The 19,407-nt window shown below is 56.9% G+C and carries 20 protein-coding genes; 10 read left to right on the top strand and 10 right to left on the bottom strand.

Annotated features, from left to right (window positions below; translation table 11 throughout):
* Positions 1-6: 6 nt before the first annotated feature.
* Together clpA and clpS are read right to left on the bottom strand one after the other, a co-directional pair.
* Positions 7-2,283 (bottom strand): ATP-dependent Clp protease ATP-binding subunit ClpA, encoded by a 2,277-nt coding sequence (gene clpA, locus OK412_RS11620; protein WP_010254457.1) that lies wholly within the window; start codon positions 2,281-2,283, stop codon positions 7-9.
* A gap of 52 nt (positions 2,284-2,335) precedes the next feature.
* Positions 2,336-2,656, bottom strand: a complete 321-nt coding sequence (gene clpS / locus OK412_RS11625) for an ATP-dependent Clp protease adapter ClpS (RefSeq protein WP_010254453.1) — start codon at positions 2,654-2,656, stop codon at positions 2,336-2,338.
* A 316-nt stretch (positions 2,657-2,972) separates the two neighbouring features.
* On the opposite strand from clpS, the gene cspD reads away from it, so the two are divergent.
* Positions 2,973-3,194 (top strand): cold shock-like protein CspD, encoded by a 222-nt coding sequence (cspD, locus tag OK412_RS11630; RefSeq protein ID WP_010254451.1) that lies wholly within the window; start codon positions 2,973-2,975, stop codon positions 3,192-3,194.
* A 73-nt stretch (positions 3,195-3,267) separates the two neighbouring features.
* Here cspD and OK412_RS11635 read toward each other — a convergent pair whose 3' ends face one another.
* The gene (locus tag OK412_RS11635) at positions 3,268-4,905 is read right to left on the bottom strand and encodes an ATP-dependent nuclease (protein WP_264353191.1); all 1,638 of its coding nucleotides are present in this window, start codon (positions 4,903-4,905) and stop codon (positions 3,268-3,270) included.
* Between the two features lie 132 nt (positions 4,906-5,037).
* Here OK412_RS11635 and OK412_RS11640 point away from each other — a divergent pair, with 132 nt between their 5' ends.
* From OK412_RS11640 to ltaE, 3 genes are all read left to right on the top strand, one after another.
* Entirely contained in the window at positions 5,038-5,937 is a 900-nt protein-coding gene (locus OK412_RS11640; protein WP_010254448.1) for a lysine exporter LysO family protein, read from the top strand.
* A 130-nt stretch (positions 5,938-6,067) separates the two neighbouring features.
* On the top strand, positions 6,068-7,789 hold the full coding sequence (gene poxB, locus OK412_RS11645; RefSeq protein WP_033757117.1) for a ubiquinone-dependent pyruvate dehydrogenase: 1,722 nt from the start codon (positions 6,068-6,070) through the stop codon (positions 7,787-7,789).
* 67 nt (positions 7,790-7,856) lie between these two features.
* Complete coding sequence (ltaE, locus tag OK412_RS11650; protein WP_264353192.1) at positions 7,857-8,858, top strand: low-specificity L-threonine aldolase; 1,002 nt, start codon at positions 7,857-7,859, stop codon at positions 8,856-8,858.
* A 4-nt stretch (positions 8,859-8,862) separates the two neighbouring features.
* On the opposite strand, the gene OK412_RS11655 is transcribed toward ltaE, so the two are convergent.
* Together OK412_RS11655 and OK412_RS11660 are read right to left on the bottom strand one after the other, a co-directional pair.
* Positions 8,863-9,687: an N-acetylmuramoyl-L-alanine amidase gene (locus OK412_RS11655; RefSeq protein WP_052270862.1), complete on the bottom strand. Its 825-nt coding sequence runs from the start codon at positions 9,685-9,687 to the stop codon at positions 8,863-8,865.
* On the bottom strand, positions 9,684-10,004 hold the full coding sequence (locus OK412_RS11660) for a heavy metal-binding domain-containing protein (RefSeq protein WP_003849304.1): 321 nt from the start codon (positions 10,002-10,004) through the stop codon (positions 9,684-9,686). The genes OK412_RS11655 and OK412_RS11660 overlap by 4 nt, the downstream gene beginning before the upstream one ends.
* A gap of 106 nt (positions 10,005-10,110) precedes the next feature.
* On the opposite strand from OK412_RS11660, the gene OK412_RS11665 reads away from it, so the two are divergent.
* The 6 genes from OK412_RS11665 to OK412_RS11690 all read left to right on the top strand — a co-directional run bounded on the left by OK412_RS11665 (position 10,111) and on the right by OK412_RS11690 (position 14,588).
* Complete coding sequence (locus OK412_RS11665; protein ID WP_010254434.1) at positions 10,111-10,650, top strand: lipoprotein; 540 nt, start codon at positions 10,111-10,113, stop codon at positions 10,648-10,650.
* Positions 10,651-10,874: 224 nt separating this feature from the next.
* Positions 10,875-11,603, top strand: coding sequence for an arginine ABC transporter ATP-binding protein ArtP (gene artP, locus OK412_RS11670; protein ID WP_010254433.1), 729 nt, complete (start codon positions 10,875-10,877; stop codon positions 11,601-11,603).
* Positions 11,604-11,618: 15 nt separating this feature from the next.
* Entirely contained in the window at positions 11,619-12,350 is a 732-nt protein-coding gene (artJ, locus tag OK412_RS11675; protein ID WP_031593157.1) for an arginine ABC transporter substrate-binding protein, read from the top strand.
* Between the two features lie 6 nt (positions 12,351-12,356).
* Positions 12,357-13,073 carry an arginine ABC transporter permease ArtQ gene (gene artQ / locus OK412_RS11680; RefSeq protein ID WP_010254430.1) on the top strand — a complete coding sequence of 239 codons (717 nt, stop codon included), beginning with the start codon at positions 12,357-12,359 and terminating at the stop codon, positions 13,071-13,073.
* Positions 13,073-13,741: an arginine ABC transporter permease ArtM gene (gene artM / locus OK412_RS11685; RefSeq protein ID WP_031593159.1), complete on the top strand. Its 669-nt coding sequence runs from the start codon at positions 13,073-13,075 to the stop codon at positions 13,739-13,741. Before artQ ends, artM begins: the two co-directional genes overlap by 1 nt.
* Positions 13,742-13,856: 115 nt before the next feature.
* Positions 13,857-14,588, top strand: a complete 732-nt coding sequence (locus tag OK412_RS11690; RefSeq protein WP_010254425.1) for an arginine ABC transporter substrate-binding protein — start codon at positions 13,857-13,859, stop codon at positions 14,586-14,588.
* Here OK412_RS11690 and rlmC read toward each other — a convergent pair.
* The 5 genes from rlmC to potG form a co-directional block, all read right to left on the bottom strand.
* The gene (gene rlmC, locus OK412_RS11695; RefSeq protein ID WP_182504525.1) at positions 14,567-15,757 is read right to left on the bottom strand and encodes a 23S rRNA (uracil(747)-C(5))-methyltransferase RlmC; all 1,191 of its coding nucleotides are present in this window, start codon (positions 15,755-15,757) and stop codon (positions 14,567-14,569) included. The two genes, OK412_RS11690 and rlmC, sit on opposite strands and share 22 nt — an antisense overlap.
* A 41-nt stretch (positions 15,758-15,798) precedes the next feature.
* Positions 15,799-16,266, bottom strand: coding sequence for a YbjO family protein (locus OK412_RS11700; RefSeq protein ID WP_010254423.1), 468 nt, complete (start codon positions 16,264-16,266; stop codon positions 15,799-15,801).
* A gap of 75 nt (positions 16,267-16,341) precedes the next feature.
* Positions 16,342-17,187 (bottom strand): putrescine ABC transporter permease PotI, encoded by an 846-nt coding sequence (gene potI / locus OK412_RS11705; RefSeq protein ID WP_010254422.1) that lies wholly within the window; start codon positions 17,185-17,187, stop codon positions 16,342-16,344.
* Positions 17,184-18,146, bottom strand: a complete 963-nt coding sequence (gene potH / locus OK412_RS11710) for a putrescine ABC transporter permease PotH (RefSeq protein WP_010254421.1) — start codon at positions 18,144-18,146, stop codon at positions 17,184-17,186. Before potH ends, potI begins: the two co-directional genes overlap by 4 nt.
* Before the next feature lie 9 nt (positions 18,147-18,155).
* Complete coding sequence (gene potG, locus OK412_RS11715) at positions 18,156-19,289, bottom strand: putrescine ABC transporter ATP-binding subunit PotG (RefSeq protein ID WP_010254420.1); 1,134 nt, start codon at positions 19,287-19,289, stop codon at positions 18,156-18,158.
* Positions 19,290-19,407 lie beyond the last annotated feature (118 nt).

A 19,407-nucleotide genomic window follows, 5' to 3' on the forward strand; every position in this document is an offset into this window, starting at 1 on the left:
AGGTGATTAATGAACAGTGCCTTCGGTTTTGCGTTTTTCAGCACTCAGGAAGTGATAGGTCAGTTCACCTTTCTCACGATCCAGCGCCACTGACACCGAGCCGCCATCCACCAGCGAACCAAACAGCAGTTCATTGGCTAACGGTTTCTTCAGGCTGTCCTGCACGGTGCGCGCCATCGGACGAGCGCCCATCGCTTTGTCGTAGCCTTTCTCAGCAAGCCAGTCGCGTGCTTCATCGCTGACTTCCAGCGACACGCCTTTGGCATCCAGCTGCGCCTGCAACTCGACAATGAACTTGTCGACCACCTGATGGATCACCTCTGGTGACAGGTGACTGAACCAGATAATGTTGTCGAGACGGTTACGAAACTCTGGAGAAAACATCTTTTTGATCTCTTCCATGGCATCGGTGCTGTTGTCCTGATGAATCAGGCCAATCGACTTACGTTCAGTCTCGCGGACACCGGCGTTAGTGGTCATGACCAGCACCACGTTGCGGAAGTCCGCTTTGCGACCGTTGTTGTCGGTCAGCATACCGTTATCCATCACCTGCAGCAGCAGGTTGAAGACATCCGGGTGTGCTTTCTCAATCTCATCCAGCAACACCACCGCATGAGGATGCTTAATCACTGCATCCGTCAGCAGGCCGCCCTGATCAAAACCGACGTAACCCGGAGGCGCACCAATCAAACGGCTGACGGTGTGACGCTCCATATACTCGGACATATCAAAGCGCAGCAGCTCAATGCCCAGCGCTTTCGCCAGCTGCACGGTGACTTCCGTTTTACCAACACCGGTAGGCCCGGCAAACAGGAAGGAACCGACCGGCTTACGATCCTGACCCAGACCTGCACGGCTCATTTTGATCGCTTCCGTCAGCGCCTCAATGGCGTTGTCCTGGCCAAACACCAGCATCTTCAGACGATCGCCCAGATTTTTCAGCGTATCGCGGTCGCTTGCTGACACGCTTTGCTCAGGAATACGGGCAATACGGGCCACCACCGTTTCAATGTCAGAGACGTTGATGGTTTTCTTGCGCTTACTGGCTGGCATCAGGCGCGCACGCGCACCCGCTTCATCAATCACATCAATCGCCTTGTCAGGCAGATGACGGTCGTTGATATATTTCACCGCCAGTTCCACCGCTGCGCGCACCGCTTTCGCGGTATAGCGCACATCGTGATGCGCTTCGTACTTGGTCTTCAGGCCATTCAGGATCTGCACGGTCTCTTCTGGTGAAGGCTCCGTGATATCGATCTTCTGGAAGCGACGCGCCAGGGCACGATCTTTTTCAAAGATGTTGCTGAATTCCTGATAGGTGGTGGAACCCATCACCCGAATCTTGCCAGAGGAAAGAAGAGGTTTGATCAGGTTCGCAGCATCGACCTGGCCGCCGGATGCAGCACCCGCACCGATGATGGTATGGATCTCATCGATAAACAGAATGCTGTGTTCGTCCTGCTCCAGCTGCTTCAGCAGCGCTTTGAAACGTTTTTCAAAGTCACCACGGTACTTGGTGCCGGCTAATAACGAACCGATATCCAGCGAGTAGATCGTGCAGTCTTTCATCACTTCCGGTACATCGCCCTGCTCTATGCGCCAGGCGAGACCTTCAGCAATGGCGGTTTTACCCACACCCGACTCACCCACCAGCAGCGGGTTATTTTTACGGCGACGACATAGCACCTGAACGGTACGTTCCAGCTCTTTATCGCGACCAATCAGTGGATCAATACCACCGACGCGAGCAAGCTGATTAAGATTGGTGGTGAAGTTTTCCATACGCTCCTCCCCGCCTGCTTGCTCTTCGTTAACCGGATTTTCTGCGCCTGGCGCCTGGCCGGACTCATCTTTACGCGTACCGTGAGAGATGAAGTTCACCACATCAAGGCGGCTCACTTCATGTTTGCGTAGCAGATAAGCCGCTTGCGACTCCTGCTCGCTGAAAATGGCGACCAGCACATTCGCACCGGAGACTTCGCTGCGACCGGATGACTGGACATGGAAAACCGCACGCTGCAGGACGCGCTGGAAGCTGAGCGTGGGTTGTGTATCACGCTCCTCTTCGCTGGCAGGCAGCACGGGCGTGGTTTGTTCGATGAAGGCTTCGAGTTCCTGCCGCAGAGCCACAATGTCCACCGTACAGGCTTCCAGTGCCTCTCTGGCCGACGGGTTACTGAGCAACGCCAGTAACAGATGCTCGACGGTCATAAACTCATGACGGTGCTCACGCGCTCTGGCGAAAGCCATATTTAAACTGAGTTCCAGTTCTTGATTGAGCATTAGGCACCTCCCCCAATTATCGCCCTTACCTGTTTCCTATATGGAGACGGGTTCAGGCCTTTTCCAGCGTACACAGCAACGGATGATGATTTTCCCGTGCATAGTTGTTCACCTGGGCCGCTTTTGTTTCGGCGACTTCTGCAGTAAATACACCACAGATCGCCTTGCCGTGATAGTGAACTTTCAACATCAGCTGCGTTGCACGTTCAACATCATAAGAAAAGAACTTTTGTACAACGTCAATAACAAATTCCATAGGTGTATAATCGTCATTATTCAGAATGACTTTATACATAGAAGGCGGCTTTAACCCTTCACGTACTTTATCGTCGGCCAGATGTTCAAAGTTAAGCCAGTCGTTTGCGTTTGCCATAGTGTTCCGTTGAGATTTTGCTTTTAGCCTTTAAGTAGCTACATATTGAGAGTTTAACATGCCTGTCAAGCCGCATGCCGCTGCTGAAAATTTATTCAGAAATTCCCCTGCGCGACCTGCATCACAAAATTCGCAATAGCGTTAACTGCCTCAAATTTTGATGATTTTTTCCCCACCTGGCCCGGTGGTTTGCTTGACGTCAGCCGCGCTTTCTCTACATTCTAGCTGCACAGGCTGATTGAGTTTTAATCAAATCCGACTCACAGCTTCGATGACCTCACCTACTTATAAAATGTCTTGCGAGGGAAGTAAAAGCATGGAGACGGGCACAGTTAAATGGTTCAACAATTCCAAAGGCTTTGGCTTTATCTGTCCGATTGGCGGTGGCGAAGATATTTTTGCGCACTACTCCACCATTCAGATGGAAGGCTACCGCACGCTTAAGGCAGGCCAGCAGGTTCAGTTCGATGTCCACGAAGGCCCGAAAGGCAATCACGCCAGCCTGATCGTGCCGGTCGAGGTGCAGGCTGTGGCCTGACACATATCGCCTTTCTGAACAAAGACCCAAAAATGCCAGCCAGTGCCGCTGGCATTTTCCTGTTCGATGTCACCTAATCTGCCTGGCCCTGCGCCAGTCCAATCACCCGGGCAAACATCTGCCGCATCAATGGCGGGATGGCCTCTGGCCCGCGTTCCGCCGCCGACGTAGCCACTGCGATCGCCAGTTCCGGCTTGGAGCTCTGGTGAATCGCTTTAGTAATAATACGCCTGGAACTCATCGGAACGTTTAACGGCAGGTGCGCCATCTGATGATAGACATCCTGAAAGCCGTGCTGATAGAGAAAATTTTCCATATCCAGCGCCGGTAACTGCGTCAGAAAACGCGGCTCCGGTTCACCCGGCTGTAACTGAGTGCGTGCCGTACTGGCATATTTATTCCCCGCCTGATCACCGTCAGTCAGGACATGCCAGGCGATACCCATGCGCCGGGCAAACTTCAGTAGCGGTTTTAACCCCGACTGCGCAAACTCAATCACCTTCACGCCTTCAGCGGCGAAGTTGTAACCGCACTGCTGCGCCAGCTCATTCATGATCCAGACTTCGGTTTCTCCCTCCACCAGCAGCCAGCAACGGGCGAACAGCGCAGCAGGCCGGTTGACCCGAATATGGAAGCCGATGCGCCGGCTCTCTTCGGCACTCAGTCCCTCTGGACCGATGCGCCAGGCCGCTACACGCGAGGGTCCACGCACCAGACGACAGACGTTTTCCAACGGCACCTGCGACAGCAGCTCCGGCGAATTAGTGGTGGCGATTTTTTGCAGCGGCAGCAGCCTCAGCAGATTCCATGCTACCGACAGCATAATCGGATGCAGCCGGGTTTCCGGATCTTCAATCAGCAGCAGCGGGCGTGCACCAGCGGCCAGCGGGACGTCTCCTCGTGCCTCAATCAGTAGGGTAAACATCTGCAGCAGTATCAGCTGACGGCTGCGGGAGTCGGTTCCGGCAATCAGCTGATTCAGGTGATCCAGCGCCCGCCATCCCTGTCCCCCCTCGCGCGTCTGTGGATCCCGTAGCCTGACCTCGTTGCCCGCATCAGGCGGCTGCACCAGGAAGTAGTGCTGCATCAGTTGCTGCATCGTCTTCAGCCCCTGCCGCAGCACCTCATCGCTGAGCTGTTGCGGATGGTGCTCCAGATCGCGCGCCAGCGTCTCCATACCCGCCAGTAGCTCAGGATGTGCGGTGGGGAGCGGCGCACTACTCCGCGTCCGCTTACTGAAACGCGCATCGCGCAATCGCAGAACCGGATACCGTTTCAGCAAAAGATCGATGGCCGCCGCGCAGTTCTGCTCAGGCAACAGCTGATAGTTCAGGTCAACAAAACGGCGGCGGGTTTCGATACCGCTGTCACGCCAGGTGGCGCTAACGCTGTAACAGAGCTGACGCTGGCCCTGAGCATCACGCTGCCAGAAGGTCGAGAGCAACGCATCCGGGTCGTTGCCGTCATCGCGAAAGTGGAACACCACCGACAGACGGCGCATCGCATCGGTCACATCGCCTGGGGTGAAATGGAAATCAGCCTCGGTAAAAACATAGGCCGGTTCATGGGGCGAAAGTAACAGGCTCAGGGCATCCAGCAGACTGGATTTGCCCCAGGCGTTCTCACCAATCAGCAGATTGGTCTGGGTTAAAGGCAGTGAGAGCTTATTGATGCCGCGGAAACCGCGAATGTCGATATGTTCCAGAATCATAGGCGTCCATCCTCAGTTTATAAACAGCATGGTTGCCGCCAGCGAGCCGGTCAAGCCGCTTTCTCAGGGTTTACTCCGTTACGCTTTTTCGCTAGCGTGTGGCCTCTTCCACCATGGATGGCCCTTATCGCTATGTACTCCGGACTCCTGATTATTCTTCTGCCGCTGATCGCCGGCTGGCTGCTACCGTTCCGTCAAACTTCAACCCTGCGCCGGGTCAATCAGCTGCTGGGCTGGATGGTTTACGTCATTCTGTTCTTTATGGGCATCAGCCTGGCCTTTCTCGACAACCTGAGCAGCAATCTGCTGGCGGTATTTCACACCGCGCTGGTAGCGGCCTTCTGTATTTTGCTGTGCAACCTGCTGGCGCTGCGCGGGCTGGAAAAATATGCCCCATGGCAGCATGCGCATCGGCAGGAGAAACTGCCCTCGCGGCTGCATATGGCGCTGGACTCTCTGAAGCTATGCGGCGTGGTTGTCATCGGTTTTCTGCTTGGCCTGACCCAGTGGCCACTGCTGCAACACGCCTCGACGGCCAGCGAATATGCGCTGATCTTCCTGCTGTTTCTGGTTGGCATTCAGCTGCGCGGCAGCGGCATGACGCTGCGTCAGATTATCCTGAACCGTCGTGGCCTGCTGGTTGCCAGCGTAGTGCTGGTCAGCGCGCTTATCGGCGGCATGATTGCGGCGTTGCTGCTGGGCGTGCCGCTGAAAACCGGTCTGGCGTTAGCCAGCGGTTTTGGCTGGTACTCTCTCTCCGGCATTCTGATGACCGAAGCTTTTGGTCCGGTCATCGGCAGCGCCGCCTTCTTCAACGACCTGATACGTGAACTGGTGGCAATCATGCTCATTCCGGCGCTGATTGGCCGTCATCGCTCCAGCGCACTGGGCCTGTGTGGCGCAACTTCAATGGACTTTACCCTGCCGGTGCTGCAGCGGGCGGGCGGCAATGAGATCGTCCCGGCCGCCATTGTGCACGGCTTTGTGATGAGCCTGCTGGCCCCGATTCTTATCGCCCTCTTCTCCGCCTGAATCCTGTCTGATATGCGCTGAGCTCTGCCAGCGCATTTTTTCACGCCTGCTTTTCTGCCGTGTCGTCTACGCTTCTTTTTTCGGTTCTGGTCACGTCACTCTTCAGGGCGGGCCGATAAAGGAGAAGAGCATGAAACAAACCGTCGCGGCGCTGGTCGCCAAAACGCTGGAAAGCGCGGGCGTAAAACGCATCTGGGGCGTCACCGGGGATTCCCTTAACGGCCTGAGCGACAGTCTTAATCGCATGGGCACCATTGAATGGATGCCGACGCGCCATGAAGAAGTCGCCGCATTCGCAGCGGGCGCGGAAGCGCACATCAGCGGTGAACTGGCAGTCTGCGCCGGCTCCTGTGGGCCAGGCAACTTACATCTGATCAACGGCCTATTCGATTGCCATCGTAACCGCGTTCCTGTTCTGGCGATTGCGGCACATATTCCCTCCAGCGAAATCGGCAGCGGCTATTTTCAGGAAACCCATCCGCAGGAGCTGTTCCGCGAATGCAGCCACTACTGCGAACTGGTTTCGAACCCTGAGCAGCTCCCGCAGGTGCTGGGCATCGCGATGCGTAAAGCGATTCTGAATCGTGGTGTCTCGGTGGTGGTGCTGCCTGGGGATGTCGCGCTTAAACTGGCGCCAGAGAGCGCCAGCGCGGAATGGTATCCGCCACAGTTGCCGCAGGTCCTGCCACAGCCCGCCGAACTGGCGCAGCTGGCGCAGACGCTGAACGAAGCCAGCGATATTACGCTGCTGTGCGGCAGTGGCTGCGCCGGAGCGCATCAGGAGGTGGTGGCGCTGGCAGAAGCGCTGAAAGCCCCTATCGTCCATGCGCTGCGCGGCAAAGAACACATCGAATATGACAACCCTTATGATGTCGGCATGACCGGTCTGATCGGTTTCTCATCCGGTTTCCACGCCATGATGAATGCCGGAACGCTGGTGTTGCTGGGCACGCAGTTCCCCTATCGCGCCTTCTATCCGGAAAAGGCTAAAATCATCCAGATTGATATCAATCCGGGCAGCCTTGGGTCACATTGTCACGTCGATCAGGCCTATGTCGGCGATGTGAAGAGCACACTGCAGGCGCTGCTGCCGCAGCTGACGCACAAAAGCGATCGCAGCCATCTCGACAGCGCGGTTAAGCACTATGTCGAGGCACGAAAAAGTCTGGACGAGCTGGCGCAGCCCAACGACAAGCAGCCGATCCATCCGCAATATCTGGCACAGCAGATCAGCCACTACGCCAGTGATGACGCCATCTTTACCTGCGATGTCGGGACACCGACCGTCTGGGCGGCGCGCTATCTGAAGATGAACGGCAGACGTCGCCTGCTGGGTTCGTTTAACCACGGCTCAATGGCGAACGCGATGCCACAGGCGCTGGGCGCGCAGTCGATTGATCGCAATCGTCAGGTGGTGGCACTGTGTGGCGACGGCGGCTTCAGCATGCTCATGGGGGATTTTATCTCGCTGGCGCAACTGAAAATGCCGGTCAAACTGGTGATTTTCAACAACAGCGTGCTGGGCTTTGTGGCGATGGAGATGAAAGCGGGTGGCTATCTCACCGATGGCACCGAGCTGGAGAATCCTGACTTTGCCGCTATCGCCGAGGCCTGCGGTATCCGGGGTATCCGGGTGGAAAAGGCATCTGATCTCAATGGCGCGCTGGAGCAGGCGTTTGCCCACGATGGCCCGGTGCTGGTGGATGTCATTACCGCCAAAGAGGAACTGGCGATGCCGCCGGAGATCAAAATGGAGCAGGCTAAAGGCTTCAGTCTCTACATGCTGCGCGCCATCATGAATGGTCGCGGTGATGAGGTGGTAGAACTGGCGAAAACCAACTGGCTGCGGTAAAACAGAGACTCCATCCAGGCGGGCGCGATGCCCGCCTTTTTTCTTTCGCCACGTTCAGGAGCATAGGGTGATCGATTTACGCAGTGATACCGTAACCCGGCCCAGCGCCGCCATGTTAAGCGCGATGATGTCTGCCGAGACCGGTGATGACGTCTACCGTGACGACCCCACCGTTAATGCGCTGGAGGCGGAAGCCGCACGGCTGAGCGGCAAAGCAGCGGCGCTGTTTTTCCCGACCGGCACCCAGGCGAATCTGGTGGCGCTACTCAGTCATTGCGAACGCGGCGATGAATATATCGTGGGTCAGCAGGCGCATAACTACAAATATGAGGCAGGCGGTGCGGCGGTGCTGGGCAGTATTCAGCCACAGCCGATTCTGGCCGCCGACGATGGCACCTTGCCGCTCGACGTAGTAGCGGCCGCCATCAAGCCGGACGATATTCACTTTGCCCGCACCCGTCTGCTGAGTCTGGAGAACACGCAGCACGGTAAAGTTTTGCCGCTGGCGTATCTGGAACAGGCGTGGACTTTTACCCGCGAGCACCAGCTGGCGCTGCACATTGATGGCGCACGCATTTTCAATGCGGTAGTCGCGCAGCAGACCACGCTGGCGGCGATTGCCCGCTACTGCGACACCCTGACCATCTGTCTCTCTAAAGGTCTGGGCACGCCTGTCGGTTCTCTGCTGTGTGGCGACACGGCGCTGATTGAGCGCGCACGTCGCTGGCGTAAAATGACCGGCGGCGGCATGCGCCAGGCCGGTATTCTGGCGGCGGCGGGTCTCTATGCGTTAGAAAATAACGTGGCGCGGCTGCAGGAGGATCATGACAATGCCGCCTGGCTGGGACAGCAGTTGCATGAGCTGGGCGTTCAGGTCATCGATCAGCAGACCAACATGCTGTTTGTGGCGGTGCCGGAAGCCCAGGTCAAACCATTAGGTGAGTGGATGAAGGCGCGCGGGGTGTTAATCAGCGCAGGAACCCGCACTCGTCTGGTCACCCATCTGGATGCTGATCGTGCGGCACTGGCGCAGGTCGTCGCCCACTGGAAGGCGTTTTTACACCAATAATCCGCTATTGCGCCGCGCCATATTTATCCAGTAGCGCGGCGGCTATCGCGGCGGTTTCTGCATCGGGCTGCCCGCGATAATCCGCAGGCCGGAAATGCATCTGAAACGCGGCGATTACCCTCTGCTGTTCACGCGCGCTCATCTCTGCCGTCACCGGATAGCCATAGCGCTGTAAACGTTCCAGTAGTGGCTCCACGGGTACCACCGTGTGCGGATCCTGACCCGCTAAATGAAACTGCACTCGTCCGGCATCGGGCCAGGCACCCATTCCGCGCTGGGCCAGCTGATGCCACGGAAAGAGTGGGCCGGGATCCTGCTTACGCTGCGGCGCGATATCACTGTGACCGACAATATTTTCCGGTGCGATGCCGTAGCGCTGTGCAATATCGCGCAGCAGCGCCTCCAGCGTGGTGATCTGCGCAGCGGTAAATGGCTGCCATTCAAGACCTGTCAGGGTCCGGCGATAACCCTGGTTCACCAGTTCGATACCAATCGATGTGTCATTGATGCGGCTGGCTCCGCGCCAGAAGCTTGGACCGGCATGCCAGGCGAGCTGCTGCTCCGGCACCAGTTGCCAGATAACGCCTTTCCCGGCGCGCTGTGGCGGCTGGCGGGGGATCAGATAGTGGGCGCTGACTTCCCTATCGGTCAGGGTCGCCAGCGACGAAGAAAAATCTTCGGCGGTGTAGTGGATCACTATCACCTTCACCCGCGGTCGCGCGCCCTGCGCCGGATGCCGCAGATCGGCCCAGTAGCCGTCACGGGATTCTATCCCGGACTGGCAGCCCGCCAGCAGCAGCGTCAGTATCAGCCACAGCCACCGTTTCAACGAATGATCACCGCCGTGCCGCTGACGCTTACCATCAGCATGCTGCCATCTTTGCCGACCGTTTCGTAGTCAATATCGATACCGACCACGGCGTTGGCGCCCAGCGCTTTTGCCTGCTCCTCCAGCTCTTCAAACGCGATCTCTCGCGCTTTACGCAGCTCTTTCTCGTAAGCACCGGAGCGGCCACCGACCACATCACGGATGCCAGCGAAAAAGTCACGGAAGATGTTGGCACCCAGAATCGCTTCACCGGTGACGACGCCACAATATTCGCTGATGCTGTGACCTTCCAGCGTGGGGGTTGTTGAAAATTTCATCGCATTCTCCTTGTTGAAAACCGGGCTAAGGCTCTTTCGACTAAAAAGCACGGCTATACTCTATGCTAAAAAGGGCACCTTGCCAGAGAACCATAAGGAAATCGAGATGAGAAACAACGCGTTTGCGCTAATGATCCCGGCGGCCCTGCTGCTCAGCGCCTGTACCACCGTTGAGCCAGTGATTAAGGATAATGGCCCACGTACCGCACCGTGCATTGAAGGCGGTCCTGACCAGGTGGCCCAGCAGTTTTACGACCTGCGTATCGAACAGCCTACGCAGGGTCTGCCCGACAGCAACACCCTGGCAAAATATCGCCCTTACCTGAGTGATGCGCTGTACCACTCATTGCAGGCGGCCAGCGGCAGCAATGCAGGCGCACAGTGGCGCAATGGCGATCTCTTCTCCAGCCTGTCACAGGGTCCGACCGCCGCCAGCGTTGCTGATGCTTCCACCATTCCGAACCGCGATGCACGCAACATCCCGCTGCGGGTCGACCTGAGCCGCGACGGCAAGCAGTGGCAGGATGAAGTGCTGATGATCCATCAGGGCAGTTGCTGGGTGGTGGATGATGTGCGCTACATGGCCAACCCTGCGCATGCAGAGGGTGGCAGCCTGAGCCAGATGCTTGAGAAATCGAAAAAATAACCTCAGGCTTAACCGTTCAGAGAAGCGCAGTCGCCCCCGGGCGCTGCGCTTTTTTTATTTCCGCCGCCCGTCCCGCTGCAGCGCGCTGCCCCCAGGCAGTGCATGATATTGTGCTAAGCTTTTGCGGTTAGCCTGCTGTTTTACAAATTTTAACCCACCTTATTTGCATAACTATTCTGGTGACGTTAAAATCCGCGACACTAATAGCTATTCAAATCTGGCGCATGAGTATTCAACTAAACGCAATAAACTGCTTCTACGGTGCTCATCAGGCGCTGTTTGACATTAACCTTGAGTGTCCGCAAGGCGAGACCCTGGTACTGCTGGGTCCCAGCGGTGCGGGTAAGAGTTCGCTGCTGCGGGTGCTTAATCTGCTGGAGCAACCGCGTTCAGGTCAGTTACAGATTGCCGGTAATCAGTTCGACTTCAGCCAGAAACCCTCCGATGCTGCGATTCGCGAACTGCGTCAGAACGTCGGTATGGTGTTTCAGCAGTACAACCTCTGGCCGCACCTTACCGTGCTGCAGAATCTGATTGAAGCGCCCTGCCGGGTACTGGGCCTTAGCAAAAGTGACGCCCGCGCCCGCGCCGACAAGCTGCTTGACCGGCTGCGCCTGACGCCCTACAGCGATCGCTTTCCGCTGCATCTCTCCGGTGGTCAGCAGCAGCGTGTGGCGATTGCCCGCGCGCTGATGATGGAGCCGCAGGTGCTGCTGTTCGATGAGCCGACTGCCGCGCTGGACCCTGAAATTACCGCACAGATTGTCAGTATCATTCGCGAACTGGCCCAGACCCGCATTACCCAGGTGATTGTGACCCATGAAGTGGAGGTGGCACGTAAAACGGCCAGCCGCGTCGTCTATATGGAGAACGGTCACATTGTGGAACAGGGCGATGCCAGCCGCTTTACACAGCCGCAAACCGAGGCGTTTGCTCACTATCTTTCGCACTAAGTCAGGATGCTAAAAATGAAAAAAATGGTACTTGCTGCACTGCTTGCTGGTTTTAGCCTGAGCGCTACGGCGGCTCAGACGATTCGTTTTGCGACCGAAGCCTCTTATCCTCCTTTTGAGTTTGTGGATGCGGACAACAAGATTCAGGGCTTTGATGTCGATCTGGCCAATGCGCTGTGTAAAGAGATTGATGCGACCTGCACCTTCACCAATCAGGCGTTCGACAGCCTGATCCCAAGCCTGAAATTCCGTCGTTTTGATGCGGTGATGGCGGGCATGGATATCACGCCAGATCGTGAAAAACAGGTCCTGTTCACCAAGCCTTACTACGACAACTCCGCGCTGTTTGTTGCCCAGAAAGGTAAAGTCGCCAGCGTGGAAGCGCTGAAAGGCAAGCGGGTTGGCGTCCAGAACGGCACCACCCATCAGAAATACCTGACTGAGAAACACAGCGAGATCACCACCGTTCCTTACGACAGCTATCAGAATGCGGTGCTGGATCTGAAAAATGGCCGTATTGATGCTGTGTTCGGTGACACCGCAGTCGTCAATGAGTGGCTGAAGCAGAATGCCGCGCTGGCTGCCGTTGGTGAGAAAGTCACGGACAAAGCCTACTTTGGTACCGGCCTGGGCATTGCGGTACGTACCGGTAACACCGATCTGCAGACCAGGTTCAATGGCGCGCTGGATAAGATCAAAGCAGACGGCACGTACAAAACCATCTACAGCAAATGGTTCCAGCAGTAATCTCTGATGAATGAAATGATGACCCTCGCAAGCGCCGCCGGCATGACCGTCGGCCTTGCTGTTTGTGCTCTCATCGCTGGCCTGGTGCTGGCGATGATTTTCGCTGGCTGGGAGTCACTACGCCTGAAACCGCTGGCGTGGATTGGCACCGGCCTGGTAACGCTGATCCGTGGCCTGCCGGAAATTCTGGTGGTGCTGTTTATCTATTTTGGCGCCTCACAGCTGCTGCTCACCCTCTCTGACGGCTTCACCCTGAATTTCGGCCTGTTTCAGTTACCGATACAGGTAGAAATTGAAAACTTCGACGTCAGTCCGTTCCTGTGCGGTGTGATAGCGCTGGCGATGCTCTATGCCGCCTACGCCTCGCAGACGCTGCGCGGCGCGCTGAAAGCGGTGCCGATGGGTCAGTGGGAGTCGGGTCAGGCGCTGGGCATGAAAAAATCGGCCATCTTTCTCCGGCTGATTATGCCGCAGATGTGGCGTCACGCCCTGCCCGGTCTGGGCAATCAGTGGCTGGTGCTGCTGAAAGATACCGCGCTGGTCTCGCTGATTAGCGTCAACGATCTGATGCTGCAAACCAAAAGTATTGCCACCCGCACGCAGGAGCCGTTTACCTGGTTCCTGGTGGCGGCCGCTATCTACTTAGTGATCACGCTGTTCAGCCAGGCGGTGTTACGCCGCATCGAACTGCGCACCACCCGCTTTGAACGGGGGAACAGCTAATGCTGGCCTATCTGCCTGAACTCCTGAAAGGGTTGCATACCAGCCTGACGCTGACGGCAGCATCGCTGGTCGTGGCCCTGCTGCTGGCGCTGCTCTTCACCGTGGTGCTGTCGCTGAAAACGCCGGTGTTCAACCCGCTGGTCAAAGGCTTTATTACACTGTTTACCGGCACACCGCTGCTGGTGCAGATCTTCCTGATCTATTACGGTCCGGGACAGTTTCCCTCGATCCAGCAGATCCCCTGGCTGTGGCATTTACTGTCGCAGCCCTGGCTGTGCGCGATGCTGGCGCTGTCGCTGAACAGCGCGGCTTACACCACGCAGCTGTTTTACGGTGCGGTGCGTGCGATTCCTTCGGGACAGTGGCAATCGTGTGCCGCGCTCGGCATGAGCCGCAAAGATACCCTGCGCATTCTGCTTCCGTATGCATTTAAACGCGCCCTCTCCTCCTACTCCAATGAAGTGGTGCTGGTGTTCAAAGGCACCTCGCTGGCCTACACCATCACCCTGATGGAAGTCATGGGCCACGGCCAGTTGCTCTATGGCCGCACCTACGACATCACGGTCTATGCCGCGGCGGGTCTGGTTTATCTCTGCGTTAACGGTTTGCTGACGCTGATGATGCGGCTGATCGAAAAGCGCGCTCTGGCCTTCGAACGACGTAACTGATATCCGGGCGAGGCTCCTCGCCCTTTTCGCCTGAAAAATCACACTAATTGCATAAAAATGCATTTTATGGCAGGGTATCGCCTTCTCTGGCTGACCACATCACAGGAATCATAAAATGAAAAAATGGATTGTTGCCGCTGCGCTGGCTTCACTGGCACTTACCGCCCAGGCAGCGGAAAAGATTCGCTTCGCCGCTTCAGCGACTTATCCGCCGTTTGAATCCCTGGATCGGGAAAATAACCTGGTGGGATTCGATATCGATCTGGCTAAAGCGCTGTGCCAGCAGATGAAAGCGGAGTGTACCTTTACCAACAATGCCTTCGACAGCTTGATCCCGTCACTGAAGTTCCGCCGCTATGACGCGGTGATTTCCGGCATGGATATCACCACTGAGCGCAGCAAGCAGGTCGATTTTACCCAGCCTTATTACGCTAATTCCGCCATCGTAATTGCCCGTAAAGGCCAGTTCAGCAGCTTTGCTGAGCTTAAGGGCAAGCGCATTGGCGTGGAAAACGGCACCACTCACCAGAAGTACCTGCAGGATAAGCATCCGGAAGTGAAAGTGGTGGCCTATGACAGCTATCAGAATGCGATTCTGGATATGAAGAGTGGCCGGCTGGATGGCGTATTTGGCGACAGCGCGGTGGTGAATCAGTGGCTGAAGACCAATGCGGATCTCGCCACTGTCGGTGAACATGTTACGGATGCGGACTACTTTGGCACCGGTCTCGGCATTGCCGTGCGTAAAGGCAATACGGCGCTTCGCGATCAGTTCAATCAGGCACTGAACGAACTGAAAGCCAACGGCAGCTGGCAGCAGCTTAATCAGAAGTGGTTCCCGGAGTGATTACCGGCTGAGGCTACCTCTGACGATGCTTTCCCGGACGCGTGCTGACGGCGGGTTAACAGCGTCAGCACTTCAAAATGGGCGGTGTGGGGAAACATATCGAACAGTTGCACCTTCGTCACCTCATAGGCGCTCAGTCGGGCAATATCCTGCGCCATGGTCTGCGGATTGCAGCTTGAATAGAGCAGATAATCCGGAGCCATCTGGCTGAGATAGTCACACAGCGCCTCACCAATCCCACGACGCGGTGGATTAACCAGCACCAGCTGCGGCACCGCATCGCGTCCGGTCGCAAACGCCGTAGAATCCAGCGCCGCAAACTGCACTTTTTCCAGTCCCAGCATCTCAGCGGAACGCTGGGCGCATTTTATCGCCTCGGCGCTGATCTCAATGCCCGTCAGTTCCATCTCCGCTGTCGCGCAGTGCAAACCAAAACCGCCTACGCCGCAGAAGAGATCCCACATGCTGTTGACCGGCAGCGCCCTGACCCAGTCGCGCGCGGTGGCATAGAGTGCGCTGGCAACCTGCGGGTTGGTCTGGAAGAAGCTTTGCGGGCGGATCCACAGCGGCACGCCGTTGAAGTTCTCTGCCAGCGACTGCGCGGGCGTCAGCGCAATCTCCTCTTCCCCCTCCAGAATTGCCATATGCACCGGCTGAATATTGGCAGAGATCACCGCCAGCTGCGGCAATTGCTGTTGCAGCCACGGCAATGCGGCGCGCAGCTGTTCCAGTTTCGCGGTTGAACGCAGGACAAAGCGCAGCATCACGCCGCCCTGCTGGCTTTCGGTTATCAGCAGGAATTTGAGTTCGCCGCGTTTGCGCGCCACGTTATAGGGCGTCAGTCCGGCACGGGCGATAAAGGGCTTAAGTGCAGCAAAAACCGGCTGGAAGCTGGCGGGATAGAGCGGACAATCGCACAGATCCACAGCTTCACCATCACGATGGATTAATCCCAGCACCGGACGCTCTACGCTGCCACTCACCACCATTTTGGCTTTATTACGAAATGCCTGCTGCGGTGATGCGATCGGCGGCAACCAGGCAGCGACCGGCTGCTCAGCCAGTAACTGTTCCAGCATCGACTGTTTGTCGTTCAGCTGAGTGGGATAGGGTTTTTCCAGCCACTGACAGGAGCGGCAACGGTTAGCGTCATAAAGCGCGCAGTGCATGGTAAAGCCTTAACGATCGGGTCGGGCGGAGCGCGATTGTATCATCGCTTCCTGAAAAAAGCGCGGCTGCTGGCTGGCAGAAACAGCAGCAGGAGCACCAGCAGATCGGGGATTTTCTGCGACAGGGTATGGTGGATAATCTGGACGTTATTGTCGCCATCAATGCTGAAAATCTCGGGGTAGATCCAGCCCAGCGAGGCGACCAGCATATAGCTGAGCACAATCACCTGCGTCGCCACATAGCCCCAGCGTCCACGGTTACTGCCGCGCATCAGGGTAAAGGCGCAGCGCAGTTCGAACAGGAAGATCAACTGGCTGGCGACAAAGATGAGTGTCGCGTCCCAGGACTGGGCGCTGCGGTGAACAAAGTTGGCGAGTTCACTGTAACCCAGCTCGTTTGCCAGCATCAGGACGCTCAGGCAGCGGGTCGCAATAATAGCAATGCCCGCAACCGTCACCGGAACCGGCGCGATTGAAAGCGTGGCACTGCTTTTGAAGATTTCTGACATAGTCCGTGACTCCACCTGATCGAAAAACGGGCCGGTCAGACCGGCCCGTTCATATAGTGGCAAAGGTTACGGATTTCAGCCACGTTTAGCTTTCTGAATATCGCTTAAACGTTGTTTTTCTTCGTGTGCCATCACCCGCCAGGCGATAAAACCCACTAAACCGACCACAAACAGGATCAATGAAGCCAGCGCATTGATTTCCGGGTTAACGCCGCGTCGCACGGTGGCGAAGATCGCCATCGGCAATGTGGTGGCACCCGGCCCGGTCACAAAGCTGGCAATCACCAGATCGTCGAGTGACAGGGTAAACGCCAGCAACCAGCCGGTCACAATAGCCGGTGCAATCATGGGCACGGTAATCACGAAAAAGACCTTCAGCGGCGTTGCGCCTAAATCCATCGCCGCCTCTTCGATGGAGCGGTCCAGCTCACGCAGACGCGAGTTAATCACCACGGCCACATAGGCGGTACAGAAGGTGACGTGGGCCAGCCAGATGGTCAGCATGCCGCGCTCGCTCGGCCAGCCAAAGGCGTTGCCCATTGCCACAAACAGCAGCAGCAGCGACAGTCCGGTGATGACATCGGGCATCACCAGCGGCGCGGTCAGCATAAAGGCAAAACCGTTGTGGCCGCGGAAGCGACCAAAGCGCACGATAATCACCGCCGCCAGCGTGCCCAGCACCACCGCCATGGTGGCGGAGAGACCGGCAATGCTCAGACTCAGCAGCACGGCGTCAATCATCGCGCTGTCCTGGAAGAGCACCCTGTACCAGTGGAACGAGAAGCTCTCCCACACCGTCACCAGCGGTGAGCTGTTGAAGGAGTAAACCACCAGCAACAGCATCGGCGCATAGAGGAACAGGAAGCAGCAGACCAGAATACCGGTACGCCAGGGTGAGCGAATGGTTGGCAAATTATTCATGCCTTCTCTCCCATTTCACGGTTTTGATGCTTGTGGAACCAGATGATCGGCAGAATCAGGATCAGCAGAATGATGACCGCCAGCGCAGAGGCCACCGGCCAATCGCGGTTGTTAAAGAACTCCTGCCACAGGATGCGGCCAATCATGATGCTGTCCGGGCCACCCAGCAGTTCAGGGATCACGTACTCCCCCACCGCCGGGATAAACACCAGCATCGATCCGGCGATAATGCCCCCTTTGGTCAGCGGGACAATCACGCTGAAAAAGGTCTTCAGCGGACGCGCACCCAGATCCAGTGAGGCTTCCACCAGCGAGTAATCAATGCGGGTCAGCGCGGTGTAGATTGGCAGCACCATAAACGGCAGATAGCAGTAGACGATACCGATATAGACCGCTGTATTGGTGTAGAGGATCACCAGCGGATGATCGATCACACCCAGCCACAGCAGGAACCGGTTCAGGATACCGTTGTTGTTAAGCAGCCCCATCCAGGCGTAGACGCGCACCAGAAATGAGGTCCACGACGGCAGGATCACCAGCAGCAGCAGAATGGTGCGCATGGATGGCTTGCTGTGCGCCACGGCCCAGGCAAGCGGGTAGCCAATCAGCAGACAGATCACCGTGGAGATCGCCGCCACTTTCAGCGACTGCAGATAGGCATCGACGTAGAGCGGATCGTCGGTCAGCGTCAGGTAGTTGCCGAAATTGAGCACAATGCTGAACTGGTCATCAGCCCAGCTCACCAGCTCGGTGTAGGGGGGAATCGCACGCGCAATGTCCGCGAAGCTGATCTTCAGCACCGTCAGAAACGGCAGCAGAAACAACAGCACCAGCCAGACATAAGGCAAGGCGATCACCAGCTTGCGGCCATGCTGCATTTTTATCCGCGTGGCCCAGCGTTGCAGCGGCGTGCCGACCAGTCGGGCAGGCGCTTTAGCGCGTTGGAAAATCTGGCTCATAGCCGCTCCTTAAACCGTCAACACCACGCAGCTGTCGCATTCCCAGCAGAGGCGGACTTCATCACCCCAGGTCGGCAACCCTTTGCGGTAGCGATGCGCGTTTTGCAACTGTGCGCTGATCATCTGTCCGCTGTGCAGACGGACATGGAAGATAGAGAGGTCGCCGAGATAGGCGATGTGGACCACTTCACCCACCGCAAAGTTACAGCCATCGGCAGGCACCTCATCGCACAACATCACTTTTTCCGGGCGCAGTGCGACATGGACCGGAACGTTATCCACCACCGAGACATCGGAGTCGACTTTCAGCGGATGCATCAGGCCGGGACTGTCAATCACCAGGCCATCCGCCTGACGTTCACGCAGTAAGCCTTCGAAGACGTTAACCGAACCGATAAATTCCGCGCTGTAGCGGCTGGTAGGATGCTCGTAGATCTCCTCCGGTTCACCAATCTGCACGAACTTGCCGCGATTCATAATCGCGATACGGCCCGCCATGGTCATCGCCTCTTCCTGATCGTGCGTCACCATCACACAGGTGGCGCCAACACGCTCCAGAATATCGACCACTTCCAGCTGCATCCTGTCGCGCAGCTTCTTGTCCAGTGCCCCCATCGGCTCATCCAGCAGCAGCAGTTTTGGCCGTTTCGCCAGGCTGCGGGCCAGCGCCACACGCTGACGCTGACCACCGGAGAGCTGGTGCGGTTTGCGTTTAGCAAACTCCTGCATATGCACCAGCGCCAGCATCTCTGCTACCCGGCTGGTGATCTCCCCTTTCGGCAGCCGATCCTGTTTCAGACCAAAGGCGATATTCTGCTCCACCGTCATGTGGGGAAACAGCGCGTAGGACTGGAACATCATGTTGATCGGGCGCTGATAGGGAGCAACGTGGGACAGATCCTGGCCATCCAGAACAATCTGCCCGCTGGTTGGCGGCTCAAAACCGGCCAGCATGCGCAGCAGCGTTGATTTACCACAGCCCGATGCGCCCAGCAGGGCAAAGATCTCACCTTTATAAATAGTCAGGCTGACATCATCCACGGCGTGTTGCCCGTCAAAGGATTTGGTCAGATTGCGAATTTCCAGCAGTGGCGTTAACGCCTTTGCGGTTTTATTTTGAGGACGGGGAATGGCATCGTTCACAAAGGTTCTCTCCGGAGCCAGGCGGAACATGGCGACAAAATTTGCCGCTAAAAATGGCACAACAGAGGCCGACACCGCGCCTCTGTTGCTGATTCATGACAGGTCAATCCGTTAAGGA

The organism is Pantoea sp. JV6 (assembly GCF_025910055.1).
GTDB lineage: Bacteria > Pseudomonadota > Gammaproteobacteria > Enterobacterales > Enterobacteriaceae > Pantoea > Pantoea agglomerans.